Annotated in this window: 19 protein-coding genes and 1 pseudogene; 13 read left to right on the top strand and 7 right to left on the bottom strand. The window is 38.9% G+C overall.

Going from position 1 to position 21,047, the window contains the following annotated elements; translation table 11 throughout:
• Positions 1-93 precede the first annotated feature (93 nt).
• From ACESOD_RS05565 to ACESOD_RS05545, 5 genes are all read left to right on the top strand, one after another.
• Positions 94-771, top strand: a complete 678-nt coding sequence (locus ACESOD_RS05565; protein ID WP_049530959.1) for a response regulator transcription factor — start codon at positions 94-96, stop codon at positions 769-771.
• Complete coding sequence (locus ACESOD_RS05560; RefSeq protein ID WP_373094443.1) at positions 764-1,738, top strand: sensor histidine kinase; 975 nt, start codon at positions 764-766, stop codon at positions 1,736-1,738. Before ACESOD_RS05565 ends, ACESOD_RS05560 begins: the two co-directional genes overlap by 8 nt.
• Positions 1,739-2,065: 327 nt before the next feature.
• On the top strand, positions 2,066-2,824 hold the full coding sequence (locus tag ACESOD_RS05555) for an ABC transporter ATP-binding protein (RefSeq protein ID WP_373094442.1): 759 nt from the start codon (positions 2,066-2,068) through the stop codon (positions 2,822-2,824).
• Position 2,825: 1 nt separating this feature from the next.
• Positions 2,826-4,817: an ABC transporter permease gene (locus ACESOD_RS05550; RefSeq protein WP_373094441.1), complete on the top strand. Its 1,992-nt coding sequence runs from the start codon at positions 2,826-2,828 to the stop codon at positions 4,815-4,817.
• A 580-nt stretch (positions 4,818-5,397) separates the two neighbouring features.
• Positions 5,398-6,447, top strand: coding sequence for a DUF389 domain-containing protein (locus ACESOD_RS05545; protein ID WP_373094440.1), 1,050 nt, complete (start codon positions 5,398-5,400; stop codon positions 6,445-6,447).
• 211 nt (positions 6,448-6,658) lie between these two features.
• Here ACESOD_RS05545 and thrS read toward each other — a convergent pair whose 3' ends face one another.
• From thrS to ACESOD_RS05530, 3 genes are all read right to left on the bottom strand, one after another.
• Positions 6,659-8,602 carry a threonine--tRNA ligase gene (gene thrS / locus ACESOD_RS05540; RefSeq protein ID WP_373094439.1) on the bottom strand — a complete coding sequence of 648 codons (1,944 nt, stop codon included), beginning with the start codon at positions 8,600-8,602 and terminating at the stop codon, positions 6,659-6,661.
• Positions 8,603-8,658: 56 nt separating this feature from the next.
• Positions 8,659-8,982: a MazG-like protein gene (locus tag ACESOD_RS05535; RefSeq protein ID WP_004251229.1), complete on the bottom strand. Its 324-nt coding sequence runs from the start codon at positions 8,980-8,982 to the stop codon at positions 8,659-8,661.
• A 256-nt stretch (positions 8,983-9,238) separates the two neighbouring features.
• Positions 9,239-9,610, bottom strand: a complete 372-nt coding sequence (locus ACESOD_RS05530) for a hypothetical protein (RefSeq protein ID WP_373094438.1) — start codon at positions 9,608-9,610, stop codon at positions 9,239-9,241.
• Positions 9,611-9,815: 205 nt separating this feature from the next.
• Here ACESOD_RS05530 and rpsO point away from each other — a divergent pair, with 205 nt between their 5' ends.
• The 8 genes and pseudogenes from rpsO to ACESOD_RS05490 all read left to right on the top strand — a co-directional run.
• Positions 9,816-10,085, top strand: a complete 270-nt coding sequence (gene rpsO / locus ACESOD_RS05525) for a 30S ribosomal protein S15 (RefSeq protein WP_001018251.1) — start codon at positions 9,816-9,818, stop codon at positions 10,083-10,085.
• Positions 10,086-10,678: 593 nt separating this feature from the next.
• Positions 10,679-11,725: a FecCD family ABC transporter permease gene (locus ACESOD_RS05520; protein WP_373094437.1), complete on the top strand. Its 1,047-nt coding sequence runs from the start codon at positions 10,679-10,681 to the stop codon at positions 11,723-11,725.
• Between the two features lies 1 nt (position 11,726).
• Entirely contained in the window at positions 11,727-12,482 is a 756-nt protein-coding gene (locus tag ACESOD_RS05515) for an ABC transporter ATP-binding protein (RefSeq protein ID WP_373094436.1), read from the top strand.
• Between the two features lie 22 nt (positions 12,483-12,504).
• Complete coding sequence (locus ACESOD_RS05510; protein WP_060955497.1) at positions 12,505-13,515, top strand: ABC transporter substrate-binding protein; 1,011 nt, start codon at positions 12,505-12,507, stop codon at positions 13,513-13,515.
• Positions 13,496-14,191: an alpha/beta hydrolase-fold protein gene (locus tag ACESOD_RS05505; protein WP_373094435.1), complete on the top strand. Its 696-nt coding sequence runs from the start codon at positions 13,496-13,498 to the stop codon at positions 14,189-14,191. The genes ACESOD_RS05510 and ACESOD_RS05505 overlap by 20 nt, the downstream gene beginning before the upstream one ends.
• 156 nt (positions 14,192-14,347) lie before the next feature.
• Positions 14,348-15,691 carry a DEAD/DEAH box helicase gene (locus ACESOD_RS05500; RefSeq protein WP_373094434.1) on the top strand — a complete coding sequence of 448 codons (1,344 nt, stop codon included), beginning with the start codon at positions 14,348-14,350 and terminating at the stop codon, positions 15,689-15,691.
• A 174-nt stretch (positions 15,692-15,865) separates the two neighbouring features.
• Positions 15,866-16,075, top strand: coding sequence for a hypothetical protein (locus tag ACESOD_RS05495; protein WP_373094433.1), 210 nt, complete (start codon positions 15,866-15,868; stop codon positions 16,073-16,075).
• A 91-nt stretch (positions 16,076-16,166) separates the two neighbouring features.
• Positions 16,167-16,361, top strand: a pseudogene (locus tag ACESOD_RS05490) (IS3 family transposase); the annotation flags it as partial.
• Between the two features lie 157 nt (positions 16,362-16,518).
• Here ACESOD_RS05490 and ACESOD_RS05485 read toward each other — a convergent pair.
• The 4 genes from ACESOD_RS05485 to ACESOD_RS05470 are packed head-to-tail and all read right to left on the bottom strand — an operon-like array spanning position 16,519 to position 21,043.
• Entirely contained in the window at positions 16,519-17,520 is a 1,002-nt protein-coding gene (locus tag ACESOD_RS05485) for a sensor histidine kinase (RefSeq protein WP_373094432.1), read from the bottom strand.
• Positions 17,510-18,193: a response regulator transcription factor gene (locus ACESOD_RS05480; RefSeq protein WP_373094431.1), complete on the bottom strand. Its 684-nt coding sequence runs from the start codon at positions 18,191-18,193 to the stop codon at positions 17,510-17,512. Before ACESOD_RS05480 ends, ACESOD_RS05485 begins: the two co-directional genes overlap by 11 nt.
• A gap of 32 nt (positions 18,194-18,225) precedes the next feature.
• A complete protein-coding gene (locus tag ACESOD_RS05475) occupies positions 18,226-20,280 on the bottom strand; it encodes an FtsX-like permease family protein (protein ID WP_373094430.1) in 2,055 nt (684 codons plus the stop codon).
• Complete coding sequence (locus tag ACESOD_RS05470) at positions 20,270-21,043, bottom strand: ABC transporter ATP-binding protein (RefSeq protein WP_373094429.1); 774 nt, start codon at positions 21,041-21,043, stop codon at positions 20,270-20,272. The genes ACESOD_RS05475 and ACESOD_RS05470 overlap by 11 nt, the downstream gene beginning before the upstream one ends.
• Positions 21,044-21,047 lie beyond the last annotated feature (4 nt).

The raw sequence follows: 21,047 nt of genomic DNA, 5'->3' as shown, positions 1-21,047 counted from the left end.
GAACTCCTTTCTTTACTTTTATCTTATCAGATTTGCATCAATTTCGCTAGTAGTGAGAAGAATTTTGCTATAATATAGAAAAAGGAGGAGCAGATGCACAAGATTTTACTAGTAGAAGATGATCCAGTTATTCGTCAGCAAGTTGGGAAAATGCTCTCCGAATGGGGTTTTGAAGTAGTTATGGTAGAAGACTTTATGGAAGTTCTGACACTATTTGTTCAATCTCAACCTCATCTGGTTCTCATGGATATCGGCTTGCCTCTCTTTAATGGTTATCACTGGTGCCAGGAGATTCGCAAGATTTCCAAAGTTCCTATTATGTTTCTGTCTTCAAGAGACCAGGCTATGGACATCGTTATGGCTATTAACATGGGGGCAGATGATTTTGTGACCAAGCCTTTTGACCAGCAGGTACTTTTAGCTAAGGTACAAGGATTATTGCGCCGCTCTTATGAGTTTGGACGGGATGAGAGTCTCCTAGAGTATGCTGGAGTTATCCTCAATACCAAATCTATGGATGTGCATGTCAATGGCAAAGCTATCAGTTTAACAAAGAATGAATTTCAGATTTTACGTGTTTTATTTGAACATGCGGGAAATATCGTAGCGCGTGATGACTTGATGCGTGAACTCTGGAACAGTGACTTTTTTATTGACGACAATACCTTGTCTGTTAATGTCGCTCGTTTGCGTAAGAAATTGGAGGAAGAAGGTTTGATTGGTTTTATTGAAACCAAGAAAGGAATAGGGTACGGATTGAAACATGCTTGAACTTAAAAGTTTTTTTCTAGCTTATGTCCGTTCGCGTAGCCGTTTTTTTGCTTTTATTCTGTTATTGACGGGTCTCATCTTTCTTTTTGATGTCCTATTTGTTAGTCAAGGACCTTACTTTAACTATTTCTTCTTTCTATCTACATTTTTGACATTTTTGTTTTTGGTATTTGATTTCTTGATAGAATTGCAACGTTATCGTAAGGAATTGCTCTATGGCGAAAGAAAAGCTAAGTCACCAATGGAAGTCCTTCTAACTGAAAAATTAGAGAAAAGCGAATCTGAACTCTATCAAAAGAAATCAGATGCTGAAAACCGCTATAATGATTTGGTGGACTACTATACACTCTGGGTTCATCAGATAAAAACACCAATTGCAGCCAGTAAACTCCTTGTAAGTGAGGTGGCAGATCGCCAACTGAAACAACAGTTGGAGCAGGAAATTTTTAAGATTGATTCCTATACCAATCTCGTACTCCAATATCTACGCTTAGAAAGCTTCCATGATGATTTGGTGTTGAAGAAAGAAAATATAGAAAATTTGGTCAAGGAAGTCATTCGCAAATATGCCCTTTTCTTTATCCAGAAAGGTCTAAGTATTAATCTGCATGACTTAGACAGGAGCATTGTGACGGATAAGAAGTGGCTGTTGGTAGTTATTGAACAAATCCTTTCAAATAGCCTCAAGTACACAAATGTAGGTGGAATTGAAATCTACATGGAAGGTCAGGAACTTTGCATCAAAGATACTGGGATTGGTATCAAAAATAGTGATCGGTTGCGAGTCTTTGAACGTGGATTTTCAGGCTATAATGGTCGAATGACCCAGCAGTCATCTGGACTTGGGCTCTATCTAACCCAGAAAATCAGCCAAGAATTAGGACATCAAATTCAAATAGAATCCGAGCTTGGGCAAGGAACAACTGTGAGGATTAAGTTCTCTGAAGTGAATTTACTGATTGAATGAAAAGAATTGTGAAGAGCTTGGAAGAAACCTTTCAGGCTCTTCTTTAGACCTTGATATGTTGAGAAAAAAGGCTTCAATTAGATAAAAAATGTAATCTTACAAAAATGTAAGATTAAAGGCCTCTTTTGTAAGGTTATGTTATGGCAAGCCCTCTTTTTTTGGAGTAAACTTATAGCATAAAGAAAAAGGAGAGAAACCATGAAAACAATTTTACAAAAGAAACAAACAAGTAAGCCGAGTCCAAAGGATATCGAGCGAGTTCAGCTTGGCATCGAAATGATGCAAGCTCAGTTTCAATTAATGGGATATTAAAAAGGAGAAGTTAAAATGACACTATTAGATGTAAAACACGTTCAAAAGATTTATAAAACTCGCTTTCAAGGCAACCAAGTAGAAGCCCTGAAAGATATTCACTTTACCGTTGAAAAAGGCGACTACGTTGCTATCATGGGTGAGTCTGGTTCTGGTAAATCAACCCTACTTAATATTCTTGCTATGCTTGACAAGCCAACGCGTGGGCAGGTCTTCCTAAACGGAACTGACACAGCTACCATTAAAAATTCTGAAGCATCAAGCTTCCGTCGTGAAAAATTAGGCTTTGTCTTCCAAGACTTCAATTTGTTAGATACGCTTTCTGTTAAAGACAATATCTTACTCCCTTTGGTATTGTCTAGAAAGCCTATTACAGAAATGATGAAAAAATTGGTCGTGACGGCCGAAAATCTTGGCATCAATCAATTGCAGGAGAAGTACCCTTATGAAATCTCTGGAGGGCAAAAACAACGGGTTGCAGTTGCACGGGCTATCATCACAGAACCAGAAATTCTCCTCGCTGATGAGCCAACAGGAGCCCTAGACTCTAAGTCATCTGCAGCACTGCTAGATGTCTTCGATGAGATTAACGAGCGAGGTCAAACCATTCTCATGGTAACCCACTCAACAGCTGCAGCCAGCCGTGCTAAACGTGTCATTTTCATCAAGGACGGCATTCTCTACAATCAAATCTACCGTGGTGAAAAGACTGAACGTCAGATGTTCCAAGAAATCTCTGACACCTTGACTGTTATGGCAAGTGAGGTGAACTAATATGTTTCGACTAACCAATAAGTTGGCCATCTCCAACTTAATCAAAAACCGCAAACTCTATTACCCTTTTGCACTAGCAGTTCTCCTTGCAGTTACTATCAGCTATCTATTTTATTCATTAACTTTTAATCCTAAAATGGTAGAAATGCGGGGTGGATCTTCTATTCAATTTACCCTTCAACTAGGTCTGATCGTAGTGACACTTGCATCTGCCATTATCGTACTTTATGCCAATAGTTTTGTCATGAAAAATCGTTCCAAAGAACTGGGTATATATGGCATGTTGGGCTTAGAAAAACGCCATTTGATTGGTATGACCTTTAAGGAACTCTTGATATTTGGGCTAGTAACAGTCACTGCAGGGATTGGAATTGGTGCCCTCTTTGATAATCTGATTTTCGCTTTATTGCTCAAACTTTCAAAGATGAAAGTGGAGTTAGTAGCCACATTCCAATGGTCCGTAGTCCTTTCCATCCTTCTGGTATTTGGTTTTATCTTTTTAGTCATTGTCATCCTAAATGCTATCCGCATTATCCGTATGGATGCTCTCCAACTATCTCGTGAGAAAGCAAAAGGTGAGAAGAAGGGTCGTTTCCTAGTGTTTCAGACAATCTTGGGACTACTCTCTTTAGGTAGTGGCTATTATCTAGCTCAAAGCGTAACAAATGCTCTATTAGCTATTTCTACCTTCTTTTTAGCTGTAATACTGGTCATTTTAGGAACCTATCTCTTGTTCAATGCTGGGATTACAGTTTTCTTGAAAATGCTCAAGAAAAACAAGAAATATTACTACAAACCTAATAATCTCATCTCTGTTTCTAACCTCATTTTCCGTATGAAGAAAAATGCGGTTGGTTTAGCGACTATTGCCATCCTTTCCACCATGGTTTTGGTCACCATGTCAGCAGCAACCAGTATCTACAATGGTTCTGAAAATATTAAAAAACTCCTGTATCCTCACGATATGTCAATTTCAGGACAAAATGTAGAAGTTGAGGATTTAGACAAGCTTTTGACTCAATACGCTAGCGAAAAGAACCTAACAATCAGCACTAAGGATGTTCTTAGCTATGCAAGTTTCGGCCTTTCTAGTCAAGATGGTACCAAATTAACCACCTTTGAAAAAGGTCAAAATAGTGTTATGCCCAAGACAGTTTTCCTAGTCTTTGATCAAAAGGATTATGAAAAAATGACTGGACAAAAGCTGAACCTTACGAATAATGAGGTGGGACTATTCGCTAAGAACGATGGCCTTAAAGGTCAAAAAGCATTCAGTCTTAACAATCATAACTATACGATCAAGCAAGAAATTCAGCAAGATTTCCTCAGAGACCATGTTGCTAACCAGTATGTACTTTTGATCTCAGATTATAACTACCTTGTTGTCTCAAATTTGCAGGACTTTTTAGATAAATACCAGGATTCTGCTATCTACACTCAGCTATATGGTGGAATGGATGTGACGGCAAGTAAAGAGGAACAACTCAAACTTGCAGATGATTTTGAAAACTACTCTGATAATTTCAGTCACAATCTCAAGAACGAGAATGGTATGGTTTACGGTGCAAACATTGCGAGTGAGTCAACTGTCGAAATGAACGCTCTCTTTGGTGGAGTCCTCTTTATCGGTATTTTTCTCTCTATCATCTTTATGGTAGGTACTGTACTCGTTATCTACTATAAACAAATTTCAGAAGGTTATGAAGACCGTGAACGCTTTGTCATCCTGCAAAAAGTTGGCTTGGATCAAAAACAAATCAAGCAAACCATTAATAAACAAGTCTTGACTGTTTTCTTCCTACCTCTGGCCTTTGCCTTTCTTCATCTGGCCTTTGCTTATCATATGCTGAGCCTGATTCTCAAGGTCGTTGGTGTTGTTGATTCAGCCATGATGTTAAGCGTAACTCTTTCTATCTGTGGTATCTTTGCTTTAGTCTATGTACTAATCTTTATGATTACTTCAAGAAGCTATCGTAGAATTGTTCAAATGTAAAAACAGAAACATCAAAAAAGAGAGTGGGACAGAAATCGTTAATTCGTTAGAATTCGATTTCGTCGTACCACCTCCGCACAGTTGAGTAGGGCTGTAAAAGCTGATGAAATCAGCGTAGTAGAGCCCACTCAACCACTGCGTCTTGCTCGACAATCCAAAGACAATTGAGAGGCTAGGATTTTTGTCCTAGCCTCTTTTTTAGTAGCTGGGATTTTGTACCAGGTTTTAACTTTTATTTCTCAACAGGTAATTAATTGGCGATATCAACTAAGATTGCTGCTACAAACTCATCATCTTTAAACATTAAAACGGTATCTACTTTCAGAGGAGATATCGTTTTTCTTCTTCTTCGGATAAGGATACAATAATTTCTTCCTTTCTCTATCTTTTAAATTAATTGATTTCTTCAGAGAAAGACTGTAAAATTTTTGATATAATATGTAGGATGGACTGATGGATATTTAAAAGATAATGATCAAAAGAATCACAGCTAAGAATTAAAAACATGTCAGTTTGGACAGAAGTCTCTCTACCATCATCCATGCAGAAACAAGATTATATGAAATAAAAGGAGTAACCAATGTCCGGAAACTATTCAACACGTGAATTCCGCGAAAAACTATATGATGACCTTCATGTTCGATTAAGAGATACAGTGATTTTGATGTGTGCGATTTTTATTGCCTCTATAGGTCTAAATATGAATTCAACAGCTGTCATTATTGGAGCCATGCTGATTTCCCCTCTTATGACACCGATTGTTGGACTGGGGTTTGGTTTAGCTATTTTTGATACGCGTTTAATCAAACAATCTCTAGAAGTTTTATTTACTCAAGTATTGGTCAGTTTGCTTGTATCGACTCTGTATTTCTGGATTTCTCCCTTATCTTATGCAAGTAGCGAGTTGATTGCACGAACCTCTCCAACCATTTGGGATGTTCTCATTGCTATTGCTGGTGGGATAGCAGGTTTTATTGGTTCAAGGAAAAAAGAAGCAAACAATATCGTACCAGGAGTAGCCATCGCAACAGCTCTGATGCCACCTATCTGCACTGCAGGATATGGTTTAGCTAATGGAAATGTACGATTTTTATTTGGGGCTCTTTATCTTTTCTTGATCAACTGTGTCTTTATCATGCTAATCAACCTTGTTGGAACAAGAATTATGATGAGAAAATCTCCCTTAAGTTCATTTAAAGAGCTAAACATTACAATGAGAATTGGGTTGATCTCCTTGATTGTATTATTGGTTCTTCCAGCCAGCTATTCAGCAGTCACTCTGACGATGGATCAAGCACGAAAAGAAGGGATAAAACAATTTGTAGGAAAAGAGTTCGCCAATTATACGATCATTAATCAAGTCTACAAGTCAAGTAGCAATGAATTGGTCTTGACAGTTGTTGGAGATCCGATTTCAGAAGAAGAATTAGAAACAATCCGCCAAAAACAAGCCTCTTACGGTATTCAATCTGTTCAATTAAAAGTCAATCAAGTCCATAATTCGACAAAATTAGATAGTGAGACGACCAAGGAATTTTACGAAACCATTAACCAGTATATCGATCAAAAACTCTCTGAAAAAGATTCACAAAAAGATCTCGTAAAAGAAAATGAGGCAGACAAGGACTGAGGATAGTCAACTTATCTAACTCATGGAAGCAAATCTTGGGAGGATATCCTATATCCAAAAGTTAATGGATAAAAGGATTGTTGATGAGGATACTATTTGTGGTGGTTTGACCAATCACTACTAACTCAGGTAAAACAAAATATAAAAAGCAACAACGTTTTCAGTTGTTGCTTTTTTATTTAGCTAGAATTTTTATCCCAGGTTTTATCGTTTATTTTTCAACTCGTGATTTGTTAGCGATGTCTGTAAGAATCAATTCTACAAATGCATCTACCGGCATAGTTTCAGTTTCTTTTTGACCATAACGGCGAACGTTTACAGCCTTCTCTTCCATTTCCTTGTCTCCAACGATTAATTGGTAAGGAATCTTTTGAGTTTGAGACGCACGAATTTTGAACTGCATTTTTTCATTGCGTTCATCCACATCAGCACGGACACCACGGTCACGGAGCTTCTTAGCCACTTCCCAAGCGTAGTCCACATGTTTCTCGTTAGATACTGGGATGAGAGTTACTTGGTGTGGTGCAAGCCATGTTGGGAAGGCACCCTTGTAGTTCTCAATCAAGATAGCTGTGAAGCGTTCCATAGTTGAGATAACCCCACGGTGAATCATAACTGGACGGTGTTCTTCACCATCAGCTCCGATATATTTAAGGTCGAAGCGTTCTGGGAGCAAGAAGTCAAGCTGGATAGTAGAGAGGGTTTCTTCTTTTCCAAGAGCTGTCTTCACTTGGATATCCAATTTTGGTCCGTAGAAGGCTGCTTCCCCTTCAGCTTCAAAGTAGTCAAGTCCCATGTCATCCATAGCTGATTTCAACATACGTTGAGCATTTTCCCACATCTCATCATTATCAAAATATTTGTGAGTATCTTTAGGGTCGCGGTATGATAAACGGAAACGATAGTCAGTTAAGTTGAAATCTTCGTAAACATCGATAATCAATTGAAGCGTACGTTGGAACTCATCTTTGATTTGTTCAGGTGTTACGAAAGTATGACCATCATTAAGTGACATTTCACGTACACGTTGAAGCCCTGTGAGAGCACCAGATTTTTCATAGCGGTGCATCATACCGATTTCAGCAATACGGATTGGCAATTCACGGTAAGAGTGAACGTGGTGTTTAAAGACTTCGATATGGTGTGGACAGTTCATTGGACGAAGAACGAATTCTTCCCCATCACCCATATCCATAGTTGGGAACATATCTTCACGGTAGTGATCCCAGTGACCAGAAGTCTTGTAAAGTTCTACTGAGGCAATTGGTGGAGTGTAGACGTGTTGGTAACCAGCAGCGATTTCCTTGTCGACGATGTAGCGTTCCAATTCACGACGGATAGTCGCACCATTTGGCAACCAGAATGGAAGCCCTTGTCCGACTTCTTGAGAAATCATGAAGAGGTCAAGCTCTTTACCAAGTTTACGGTGGTCACGTTCTTTGGCTTCTTCACGCATTTGAAGGTAGTTTTTCAAGTCTTTCTTGTCGAACCAAGCTGTACCGTAAATACGTTGCATCATAGCATTGTCGCTATTTCCACGCCAGTAAGCACCAGCTACGTTAAGAAGGTGGAAGATTTGGATACGACCAGTTGAAGGGACGTGTGGGCCACGGCAGAGATCCACATATTCACCTTGACGGTAGATGGTCAAACCACCTTCGTCTTCTGAGTGTTCTTCAATCAATTCTAACTTGTATGGGTCGTTTTTGAAAATTTCACGCGCTTCATCTTTAGTCACTTCCTCACGAATAGATGGGAAGTTTTCTTTAACGATTTTTTGCATTTCTTCTTCGATACGAGGGAGGTCTTCGTTAGAGATTTGACCAGCTTGGTTGTCTGTATCGTAGTAGAAACCATCTTCGATAGCTGGACCGACACCCAAGTGAATGTCTGGGAAAAGGCGGCGAGCGGCTTGAGCAAACAAGTGAGCAGCTGAGTGACGCAAGATTGGAAGGGCATCTTCGTGATCAGGTGTCACGATTTCGATGCTTCCGTCTTCAGTAATAGCACGAGTAGTATCGATGAGTTTACCGTTAAATTTACCAGCAAGAGCTTTTTTAGCTAGGGAATTGCTGATAGATTGGGCAATTTCAAAAGTTGTAACGCCAGATTCGAATTCACGAACAGCGCCATCTGGGAAAGTAATTTTAATCATGGTTTTCTCCTTTTTTATATTTCATAGTTTCTAAGCATTGACTTTTTATTATGAGACTACTTCCTAGTCTTAATGTTCAACTGCTTTTCTTTATCAGAGAGGAAGTTTTCCATTTCCGTCAGGATGTCTATATCCAAACGTTGAGAAAGTTCTACTAGCCACCAGATATTTTCTGAAAGTTTATGTTCCAGTGTGTAGGGTGTTTCATCATAGTAGCGTCCTTGCTTGGTCATCACTAATCGTTGGAAATTTCCAATATCATTCGATAAAGCCAAGAGGTCTTCTTCTACCGTCCACTTGGAATCATGATGCTTAACTTCCAGATCGTGATAAGCTTGTCGGATTGCCCAACTGCGCTCCACTAATTCTTGCAACTCTATAGTTAGTCTCCTCATAAAAAATTGCGACATCCTAAAAAGGACGTCGCAACGTGGTTCCACCTTCATTTATGTTCCTCAAAAAAGAGGGACACCTCTGATTGGCTCTAACGTGGCCACCGTTTTATGTTTGCATAAAAGTCAGTAGAGTAGTATCAGTATAGTCTTCCTATGCGTTCACAGCAACCACGCACTCTCTGGTAGAAAGGGGCTAAGTGACTTGTCTCTATGCATTATTATAGCATGATTGTGAGATTTTTCAAGGATTTTGTGAAAGTTTTTTGCTTTTCAGTTTTTGCACTAGATTCTTAATAGCGGCACCAATAACTGTACCTAGTAGAATAAGAATTTCATAGGCTAGGAAATAAACAATAATAAATTCTCTGAAAGGAATAATAGTAAAACAATAGAGCAAGCAGCTACCTAGAAGCCAATGCAGTGAAAAACCAAATCGATAACTATAAAGAAGAGAAACTATAAAAACTACAACAGGCGAAATGATGAATATATTTAAAAGATAGAGCTCCGTTAGTTTTGGATTCTGTAATAGTAGTATAAATAATCCATAAAGTGGCCAATAAAAGAAAAATACGACCAGATAGTAGGGGAGATATTTGAGAAATTTACGCATGGTAATCACCTCACTTTCCAAGCTGTCTACTTAGATATCCTTCCTATAACTATTATAGCATATTTGTGGCATGGATAGTAAATCAGTTGACAAAGAACTTAGTTATTGGTAGAATAGAAATTGTCGTAAAGACAAATAACTTCTTCTTGGTTACAGGCATGCCAACCTGTCACTCGGATGAAGCCAAATAAAAAGGAGAAACATCATGGCAATCTCAAAAGAGAAAAAAAATGAAATCATTGCACAATATGCACGTCACGAAGGTGATACAGGTTCAGTAGAGGTTCAAGTTGCTGTCCTTACTTGGGAAATCAACCACCTTAACGAACACATCAAACAACACAAAAAAGACCACGCTACTTACCGTGGATTGATGAAGAAAATCGGTCGCCGTCGTAACTTGCTTGCATACTTGCGTAAAAACGACGTTAACCGTTACCGTGAGTTGATTAACTCTCTTGGACTTCGTCGCTAATCTGCTTTATTTTCCACTTACATTGTGTTGTCACCTTACCTCGATATACTCAAGTATAATCTTCGGTTACGGTTCCTAGCACTGTAAGGTAAAATAAACCAGAATGATCTCCCTTCGGGGAGATTTTTTGTTTCACTAACATTTTTGTACAATCTTCGGCTTGCCGTCTAGTCTATAAACGTTTTATCCAGCAAGAATCATGATGCTAAGGGCGTAAGAAATCCGTATGAAAATAGGGAAACGACACCGTGTTCGATGAACACAAGGAGTTTCATCTTTTTCACTAGGATTTTAGCCCGAGCTCAAATCAGCTCTCTGACTTTAGAGGGCTTTTTTATTTTTGTCACTTACCTCGATATACTCAAGTATGATCTTCGGTTACGGTTCCTAGTACTGTAAGGTAAAATAAACCAGAAAGGTCTCTCTTCGGGGAGATTTTTTTGTTCACTAGGATTTTAGCCTGAGCTCAAATCAGCTCTCTGACTTCAGAGGGCTTTTTTTGTGCATTTTTCTAGCCTTGTTCCCGCCTTGGAAATGTGGTATACTATTTATGAAAATTGTCTAAATTTTTAATTTTATTAAGGGAGAGTTTTATGATTTCCAAATCTTCTGGAAGCCATCAAAACCTGCGGTATGTTTTTCTCCTATCTCTGTTGCTGGGAGCTTTGGGAGTTTCTCTATTTTTGGCTGTTTCTATGGGTTCAGTTCAAATTAGCTTGAGTGATACTTATCGGATTATTTTGAGTAAGATGAGGGCCCCTCTGGATATAGGAGACCTTTCGAAGTCTACACTTGCTATTGTTTGGAATATGAGATTGCCACGGGTTTTTCTTGGTTTGATAGTTGGTGCTGGTCTTTCCATGTGTGGCAGTGTCATGCAGTCCACAGTCAATAATCCAATCGCAGAGCCCTATGTGTTAGGAATTTCAGCTGGGGCAACCTTTGGAGCAACTTTGAGTATTATTCTTGGATTTAAAGTTTTGATTGGTCTAGGTTCTTTCCTAGGAGCGATTTTAGCAACAGTTGCAGTCCTTCTGATTGCTTCCATTCAAGGCAGGATGACAACTTCCAGCCTGATTTTATCAGGAACGGTCGTGAATGCACTATTTTTGGCTTTTTCAAACTTTATTATCTCTATTGGTGCCAATGCTGATAGCGTTATGACTATCAAGTTTTGGACCATGGGTTCCTTAGCGGGGACCTCCTGGGCTCACTTAACTTTGCCAACAGTAGTAGTGGGAATAGCTTTCTTATTTTTCTCTACCCAATATCGTGTTTTTAATGCCATGATGATGGGAGATGAAGCGGCTTTGACCTTGGGAATTCCCTTGCGTTTTTACTGGTATCTCTATGTGACGATTGTGGCTATAATGACAGCAATCTTGGTATCGACCTGTGGGATTATTGGTTTTGTTGGCCTTATCACACCTCATCTAGCCCGAAGTTTGGTTGGGACAAATTACAGAAGGCTATTTCCGATAGCTACTTTACTAGGTGCCCTCTTTGTTGTTTGGGCAGATGTTCTTGCTCGTGTCTTGATTCAGAATGCTGAACTTCCGATTGGTATCTTCACAGCCTTAGTAGGTGCACCTTTCTTTATCTACATGGTTGGAAGTAGACGAAGGGAGGTGAGGGTCTGATATGGACTTAATGTGTCAGGATATTCACTTTGGAATCGGAGAGAAAAAAATTCTCAAAGGAGTCTCACTTAAACTTGAGGGCAACCAATTTCATACCATTTTAGGACCAAATGGCAGTGGGAAGACTAGCTTGCTGAAACTCCTCTATCGACAGGAAAAGCCTGATCAGGGCTTGATTTCTCTAGATGGAAAGCCACTGGAACAATTGAGCGTCAAGGAAACGGCAAAGCAGATGGCAGTCGTCACACAGTTTAATCAGTTACAATTTGATTGTACGGTTGAGGAAATTGTCATGCTGGGCAGAACACCCCATCTCTCTTTCTTACAAAAGGAAAAAGACAGTGATTTTGCTCTGGTTGAGGATGCTCTGGTCAAGGTAGATATGCTCGAAAAGAGAAATCGACTTTACTCTTCTTTGTCAGGAGGAGAGAAGCAGCGAGTTTTGTTGGCACGTGCCTTGGCACAAGAACCGACTCTCCTGCTCTTAGACGAACCAACCAATCATTTAGATATCAAGTACCAGCTAGACTTGTTAACCATTGTCAAACATCTCAATATCAATGTGCTAGCTGTCTTGCATGATATTCAGCTAGCTTGTCGCTATTCAGACTATCTCTACCTAATGAAAGAAGGGGAGATTGTTTACCAAGGAACTCCAAAAGAGACCATCACACCCGAGTCATTGCAGGCTATCTATGACGTCCAAAGTAAGGTAACTTGGACAGAAGATCAGCAAGCTATGATTCACTATTTATAAAAAATGAAAAGGAAAACAAAACATGAAAAAATCACTTAGTATATTGCTCCTAACAGTAGCTACCTTAACTTTAGCAGCTTGTGGAAATAGTGCAACAGAAAAAGCTACCACACAATCAAGCACAGAGACAAGTCAAAAGGCTAGTACAGAAACCAGCTATCCTGTAACCATCAAAACTTATGACGCTAAAGGAAATGAAGTCGAACAAGTATTTGAAAAGGCACCTGAAAAGGTCATTACCAACAATCTTTCAACAACTGAAATCCTACTTGAACTCGGTTTGAAGGATAAAATTGCTGGCATGCTCAATCCTGATAATGCCGTAACTGGTAAATACAAGGAAGCGATTGAAGCCATCCCTCATATTGGTGATAAAAAATCAGTCTCACAAGAAACTGTTCTTTCTTATGAACCAGATGCCTTGATGGGCCGCAACATGATGTTTTCTGAAAAGTCAATGGGAACCATTAGTGCTTGGAATGAAAACAAAATCCCTGTTTATACGCAAAAAGCTTCACTTTCAAATATCCAACAGGATTTAGGAAATATCGTAGAAGATGTGAAGAATCTTGGTACCATTTTCAATGTCCAAGACAAGGCTAATCAATACGCAGAGCAATTGCAAGCTAAAATCGATGCGGTTAAAAAAGCTAACCCAGAAACACAAGGTGAAAAGAAAAAGGCTTTGATTATGGTGGCCTACAATGACGAAACCTTTGGTGCCTACAAGTCAGCCCTTCAAGAAAGTTTGCTCAACCAACTTGGTTACACAAATGTCGCAACAGGAACATCTGGTTTGACCTTGGAAAACTTAGTATCAATGGAACCAGAGTTGATTATCTATGTAACCAGCGACCGCAATCAAAAGTTGGATGAAAAAGCAGTGGATTTGATGAAGGCAAATGCTGTTTTGGAAAATGTCCCAGCAATCAAGAACCAAAAAATCATGACTATCTCTTACGATGAGTTGATGGATTACGGTCCTGCAGTGATTGATTCCCTTGAAAAAATCAATGACTTTATCAAGAAATAAGGAGTTTAACTGGGAAGGGATTCAGGTTAGGGTCAGCCTTCCTTCAACCTATGACTCTAAACAAGCCTACCCAGTTGTGCTCTTAAACGATGGGGAACTGGATTATTTATCAGACCTATCCCAATCTGTGATTTTGGTGGGCTTGATTCCAGAAAATCGTCTGGATGACTTTACACCTTGGCAAGCTAGTGCTTTGAAAGAAGGGGGCTCAGACTTTGGTGGAAGACTAGACCGATACCATCAAAAGCTCTTTCAAGGGATTCTAACAACTCTGCAAAAGGACTACTTGATTGATGAAAGTCGAATTGCCTATGGTGGCTATTCACTTGGCGGTCTTGCTGCTGTTTATAGTCTCTATAGTAGCTATCTTCCTTTGAGCTGTATTTTCTCTATCTGTGGTTCCTTCTGGTATCCAGACTTTATAGATTTTTGTAGGGAACATGACTTGATACAGAGCCAAAGCCTTATTTATCTACAAAATGGTCAGACAGAAGGTGCTAATCATTCCAACCGTTTGTCTAAGGCTCCTATTTTTGCTAGAAACATTCATGATCTGATTTCAGAAGCAGTTCCCTCAACTTATTCTACTTTTGATGCTTATGGGCATCATGAAGCTCTTGAGCAACGCTATCATCATTTTTGTGATTGGCTGAGAGAAGAGTGGAATCTTAAGTAAAAATCTAATACTCTTTGTTTATGATGGACAGAGAGTATTTTTCTTGTCTTTATTCGTGTATATTTTGAAATTTCCGTGGGTTTGTCTAAATCGAAAGTTTAACTGTAATGCATCAAAATGTGGTATAATGAGTAGATAGATAGAATCGAGGATATTATGTCATTTACGAAATTTAAGTTTAAAAAATATATAGATGAAGCTTTGGAGGAGTTGAAGTTTACGACTCCTACCGAGGTTCAGGAAAAGTTAATTCCTATTGTCCTAGCAGGTCGTGACTTGGTCGGTGAATCCAAAACAGGTTCAGGGAAGACTCATACCTTCTTGTTACCGATTTTCCAACAATTGGATGAAGAGGGCGACAGTGTGCAGGCAGTTATCACAGCTCCGAGTCGTGAGTTGGCAACTCAGATTTACCAAGCAGCCCGCCAGATTGCAGGACACTCAGAAGTAGAGATTCGTGTCGTTAACTATGTGGGTGGTACGGACAAGGCCCGTCAGATTGAAAAATTGGCAAGCAATCAGCCCCATATTGTTATCGGAACGCCAGGTCGTATCTATGACTTGGTAAAATCAGGTGATTTGGCTATTCATAAGGCTAAGACCTTTGTAGTTGATGAAGCCGACATGACCTTGGATATGGGATTCTTGGAAACAGTTGATAAGATTGCAGGCAGTCTTCCGAAAGACTTACAGTTTATGGTCTTTTCAGCAACCATTCCTCAAAAACTGCAACCATTCTTGAAAAAATACTTGTCAAATCCTGTCATGGAGAAAATCAAGACCAAAACAGTTATCTCTGACACTATTGATAACTGGTTGATTTCGACTAAGGGTCGAGATAAGAACGCCCAGATTTATGAGTTAACTCAAGTTATGCAGCCATACTTAGCCATGATTTTTGTCAATACTAAGACGCGGGCAGATGAATTGCATACCTACCTAACAGCTCAAGGATTAAAGGTGGCTAAGATTCATGGGGATATTGCTCCTCGTGAACGCAAACGCATCATGAATCAAGTCAAGAATCTTGATTTTGAGTATATCGTAGCAACAGATTTAGCTGCGCGTGGGATTGATATTGAAGGTGTCAGCCATGTCATTAATGATGCCATTCCTCAAGACTTGTCCTTCTTTGTCCATCGTGTTGGACGAACTGGACGTAATGGTCTACCAGGTACAGCCATTACCCTTTACCAGCCAAGTGATGACTCTGATATTCGTGAGTTGGAGAAATTAGGAATCAAGTTTGTACCTAAGGTGGTTAAAGACGGAGAATTCCAGGACACTTATGACCGTGATCGTCGTGCCAATCGTGAGAAGAAACAAGAAAAACTGGATATCGAAATGATTGGTCTGGTTAAAAAGAAAAAGAAAAAAGTCAAACCAGGCTACAAGAAAAAAATCCAGTGGGCCGTCGATGAAAAACGCCGTAAAACCAAGCGAGCAGAAGGTCGTGCTCGCGGACGAGCAGAGCGAAAAGCCAAACGCCAGACATTTTAAAAATGAAACAGTAGAACCAAGTCGGTTTTACTGTATTTTTATAGTTCTACACTGGGATTGACAGAATTCATAAGTAGATGATATTGGGAAAATTAACATTTAATCTGACCATTCTTTTAATTTTCTGAAGTTTATCATATACTTAAATTAAAAGTAGATTGTAGGAGAAGTTAAATGAAAGATTTTAAAGATTTTATTGCTGGGATTGGTGAAATAAATGTTATTGTTTATTTGATATATGTGTGTACTGGTCTCGCTCCTCTCTTTCATATATTGATTATTGGTTCAGAAGTGACTACTGGAAAAATAGTTTTAACTATCTTAGGCATACTTTATGCTATCTTTTTAACGATTGCTAGAATTTATCGAAAGTTTTTCTGGTAAGAATTATCATGAATTATTAAAATCCCATCAGAAATTTGAACTGCACCCCAAAAGTTAGACAGAAAAAATCTAACTTTTGGGGTGTTTTATTATGAAATTGAATTATGAAGATAAAGTTCAGATTTATGAACTAAGAAAGCAAGGACAAAGTTTCAAACAGCTTTCGAAAAGATTTAGTGTGGATGTTTCTGGTCTAAAGTACATGATGAAATTAATTGACCGTTATGGCATAGATATCGTAAAGAAAGGGATGAATCGTTATTATTCTCCAGAACTAAAACAACAAACGAATTAAAGTCAAACTAAAAGGACTTAGCCCTGTGGCAATACAGAACTAAATCCTTTCAATAATTATTTGTCCAACTTTTGGGGGTCAGTACAGCTTTCCTTTTTGGTATAAAATATATGCTTTCTATGACTAGGCAATTTTCTTAATCGAAAAATTACGAAATAGAAAGAGAGATTTCAAATCCATGCATCCATTCGGATTTTACTACGATGTCGATTTTTAAAGCATCTGCTAATTGTTTGACAAGATAGAGACCCATGCCTGTTGATTTTTTCCTTGTCTCTCCTGAATCACCTGTAAATCCTTTTTCAAAGATATGAGGGAGGTCGCAAGCTTTAACTCCACACCCATTATCCCTAATAATCAGGGTTTTGCGCCCCTTGTCACTTGACATAGAAATCTTGAGTTCTGGTTTGTCAGAGCTATATTTAAGGGCGTTGGCTAGTATTTGAGACAGGATAAATACAAAACTTCGTTGATCGGTGTAGCAGATTCCTTGTATGTTCTCTAACTTAATCGTAAAATTCTTTTCTTTGAGCAAGGGATCAAAGTTCTCTAAAAGATCTTGGATACACTCTTCTAGGTCAAGGTCTTCAAATAGAAAATCATTTTTCTCACTTTTCACCCTGTAGTAGAATAGGATCTGTGATACATTTCCTTGGATTTGATTTTTCACATAGTCCAATTTAAAAGCAGTATCCTCAGGTAGTTGGTCACTTTGATTGTCTAAAAGGAGGGAAAGAAGCGATAAAGGAAGTTTAATCTCATGCGCCCATTTTTCAACATAGTCCTCGTACTCGGCTAGTAATGAGTTGAGTTTTCCTATTTGAGCCTGCTTTTGATAAAGTGTATCTGCTATTTTTTCAATGCCTTCTTTCTCTGAGGCACTTGATAAATTCAATAATTCAAGCTCAGTATCGATCTTAGGATTGGCTATGAAGGATTTATAGGCAGCGGCTTTTTTTCTTTCTGTTCTTATAAGTAAGAATGATAGGATGAAAAAAAGCAGGACGGTGGCTAAAATATAGAGAAGGATGAGAGCTTGAAACATTCTCACATCTGAAAGCCAAAGCAGGACAGCTGTAAATAGATCAAATGCTAAGAGAACAAGTAACCAAGGCAGATAACTAGCTAGATATTTTAGATTATGTTTCATCTGGACTTACCTCTTCTAGCTTGTAACCAATACCTCTGACGGACCTGACTTTAAGGGCAATGCCAGCCTGTTTCATCACCTTTTTCAGCCTTGCAATGTTTACTTGTAGGGCATTTTCATCGATGAACTCAGTTGTACTCCACAGTTTCATGCTTAGTTCTTCTTTTGTGACGACAGAATCAGTTGCCACTAATAAGGTTTCTAACAATTTCCCTTGATTTTGAGGGAGTAAAATCGAATGTCCGTTGATATAAAGAGTATAGGTATTTCTATCCAGCAGGAAATTATCTTTTTCAAGCAAATTTTGTCTACCTTCATAGCGTTTCAAGATGTTTTCTATACGAGCCAAGAATCTTTCTTTCTTGAAAGGTTTTGTTAAGTACTCGTCAGCCCCTAATTTTAGGGCGTAAATCTCATCTTTTAGTTGTTCACGGGAGGTGAGAACCAATATGGGCACAGAGCGTTTGGACTTGAGATTTTTACAAATTTGAAAACCTGTTTCTCCTGGTAAATTCAAATCCAGTATGATTAAATCCGTATCGTATTGCAATACTTGCTGGCTTGTATCTTTGAAGTCCGTCAACTTATCAACTTGATAACCCGCCTTCTCTAACAAAATGACAATTTCATCTCGAATCAAGGCTTCATCTTCAATTACCAGAATATGCTTCATATCGGCTCCTCCTTTTCCTATTTTATTCTACCTTATTCATCTCTTTTGGGTTCCATTAATGACAACAAGTACTTGTTGCTATTTTTCTTTACAATTCTTATATAGATGACTTCAAATCCAGCTAACAGTAGTATTATCAGCATGGCTGTGATAAATTTCTGCCCCATGGCCATTCTTGCACTGGCTGGTACTATTCCTGTGAGGAGGGAGCTCACTCCGAAGCTACTACTGATAAGTGCAAGAGCTATTGGCAGACCAAAATACCAATTGATTTGCTTTTCTGAAGATTTACAAAGAGTTTCGTAGTTTGCTCCAAGATGGATTAAGGTCTGGTATCGTCTGTAGGATTGTCTTTGTCCCATCAAAAACTGAACGCCGATAATTGTATTTGCGACAACAAGGAAGATGATAGCCAGATAGATGGTGATATAGCTGGCAGAGATAATGTAAAATAATTGTCTTCCCATATTTTGTATATAACTTTCATAGCCAAGAGGGCTTTGATTCAGCTTTTTATTGGTATCTGAGATAGCTTTCATCAGGCCTTTTTTCTTGACCAGCTCAGGAGCCAAGATACCACTAACATAATTTGAATACCGACCATCTGTATAGCTCATAAAGGTCTCATCTGGGACTATGAGGGCTACAGAAATGGTTATTTCACGATCCGTTACAATCGGTAAAGACTGAACCTCTCCAATCAATTTTACATCATTTCCCATGACTTTGATTTGAGGATTTGTTTTCAGAACGGAGTTAACTAGATTCTCATCCGGGAGAAAATCTTTTCCCATATACAAGTAGGCTTCCTTGTTTGTTAATTCTAGAGGAGGGAGGCTGGCAGCCTTTCTAAGCTCATTGTATTCAGAGAGTGGCAAAAGGTGGCAACTTATATACTTCTGGAAATTATGGACTAAGACTTCCTTGTTTTTACTTTCTTTTTGCTCTTTCAATACCTTGATGAACTGTTCAAAGGACACGGACTCGAGTTCTTTCGGTTTGCCCACTTTGATTTGTAGAATCTTTGAAAACTGTGATGCCAGTCCAGCAGCTTCAAGCTCTTTTTTAACTGTATTTACATCAAGATTTTCATCTGTTTCCTGCTTGCTATCTCTAAATGTATAATCCAATACGTGGGTTTGATTGCCTGAATTGCCGCTTGCAATGGCCACACCTGCTCCAAAGAGGCACAAGGCAGAGAAGATTAAGAGGGAGCAGATAGCCAGTATAGTTGAGCGCTGGATAACTAATTCCTGAATCTGTCTAAAATTATAGGTGTGGAGTTTTCGATTGCTTCCAAGCTTGACCAAAAAGTCTATAAACAAACGCATACCAAAGAAGAGTAGTATAGTTCCTAGAGTCCCCAAGAGAACAGTGATGCCCATTGTTATGACATTTTCCCAAGCTCGTCCACTCATCCCCAAGTAATAGGCTGTTCCTAGAAGCAAAATTCCGAGGACAGAAGCAAGAAGGTACACACCCTTGGGGAGTAGTTTCTTCATGCCAGAAGGAGAATAGGATAGCAGATCTCCGATTTCCTTATTGGCTGTTTTTGCACTTAAAAGAATAAAGACAGTTAATTTTACGGCTAGGAAACCGATGATTGTATAGAATAGAGCGGTAGTAGATAGAGAAAATTGATGTTCAATAATCCCTAGCCCAACAATTTTAGCGGTTATTAGGCTAATCAGTTCTGAAATCAAGATTGAAATTGGAAGACCTATTCCAAGAGCAAGGATACTGTTTCTAAAATCCTCGAGTAGGAGCAACAAGAACAGTTTGCTTCTTCGCATCCCTAGCGTTAGATAGACACCAAATTCATGTTTTCTCCTTTCCATCTGCATACTGCTTGCGAAGTAGACTAGAAAAAAGAGAATAATGAGGGTTGCTACATAAAGAATGGGAATCATGCTAAAGAGTTTATTTACAGCGTCACTCTCTATTTGTTTGAGAAAGATCATCACATCTTGATGGGACAAAGAAAGGATGATGTAAAAGGAGATAATAGAAAGAACCATAGAACTAAAATACAAGCCATTATTCTTTCGATCTCTCTTGCTATTTCTTGAGACTAATTTAGAAAACATTGCCATCACCTCCAGCCAGAGCTGCCATGACCTTTAGTATTCTGTGGTAGAAGTCTTCTTGACTTTCTCTTGGATAGTCGCGACGGATTTCATGGAATAGTTTTCCGTCTTGGATAAACAAGATGCGGTTGCAAAAGCTGGCAGCTACCGAGTCGTGGGTAACCATGAGAATGGTGGTTTCTTCCACTTGATTCATTTCGGATAATTTTTGCATCAAAATGGTCGCATTTTTAGAGTCCAAAGCCCCAGTGGGCTCATCTGCAAATACAATCTTAGGGTCTAAAATCAAGGCACGAGCAGCAGCTACCCTTTGTCGTTGACCACCTGATAATTGAGATGGGAACTTATCCAGAAGTTCAGAAATATCTAGATATTGGGAAAGCAATTTTAACCGAACCTTGCTTTCGTTGGCATCGACCTTGTGCAAAGACAAGGGGAGTAAAATATTTTCTTTGGCTGTCAAATTGTCCAAAAGCTCAAAATTTTGAAAGAGGTAACCAATTTCCTTGCCACGATAATCAGCTAACTGACTACCTTTTAACTGACCTAAATCTTTTTCTTGCATTTGAATGGAGCCATCAGTTGGTTTGATGATAGTAGCGAGACAGTTAAGAAGGGTTGTTTTCCCAGAACCACTGCTCCCCATAATCCCTAAGAACTCACCTTTGACAACTTGAAAAGATATACCGTTCAAGGCTTTGGTGATATTCGGCTCTTTTCCATAATGCTTTTTTAATGATTCTACTCGTAAAATTGTTTCCATGTGA

This window comes from Streptococcus oralis, assembly GCF_964238205.1.
Lineage (GTDB): Bacteria > Bacillota > Bacilli > Lactobacillales > Streptococcaceae > Streptococcus > Streptococcus oralis_CZ.
This window is presented reverse-complemented; position numbering and strand designations above follow the sequence as displayed.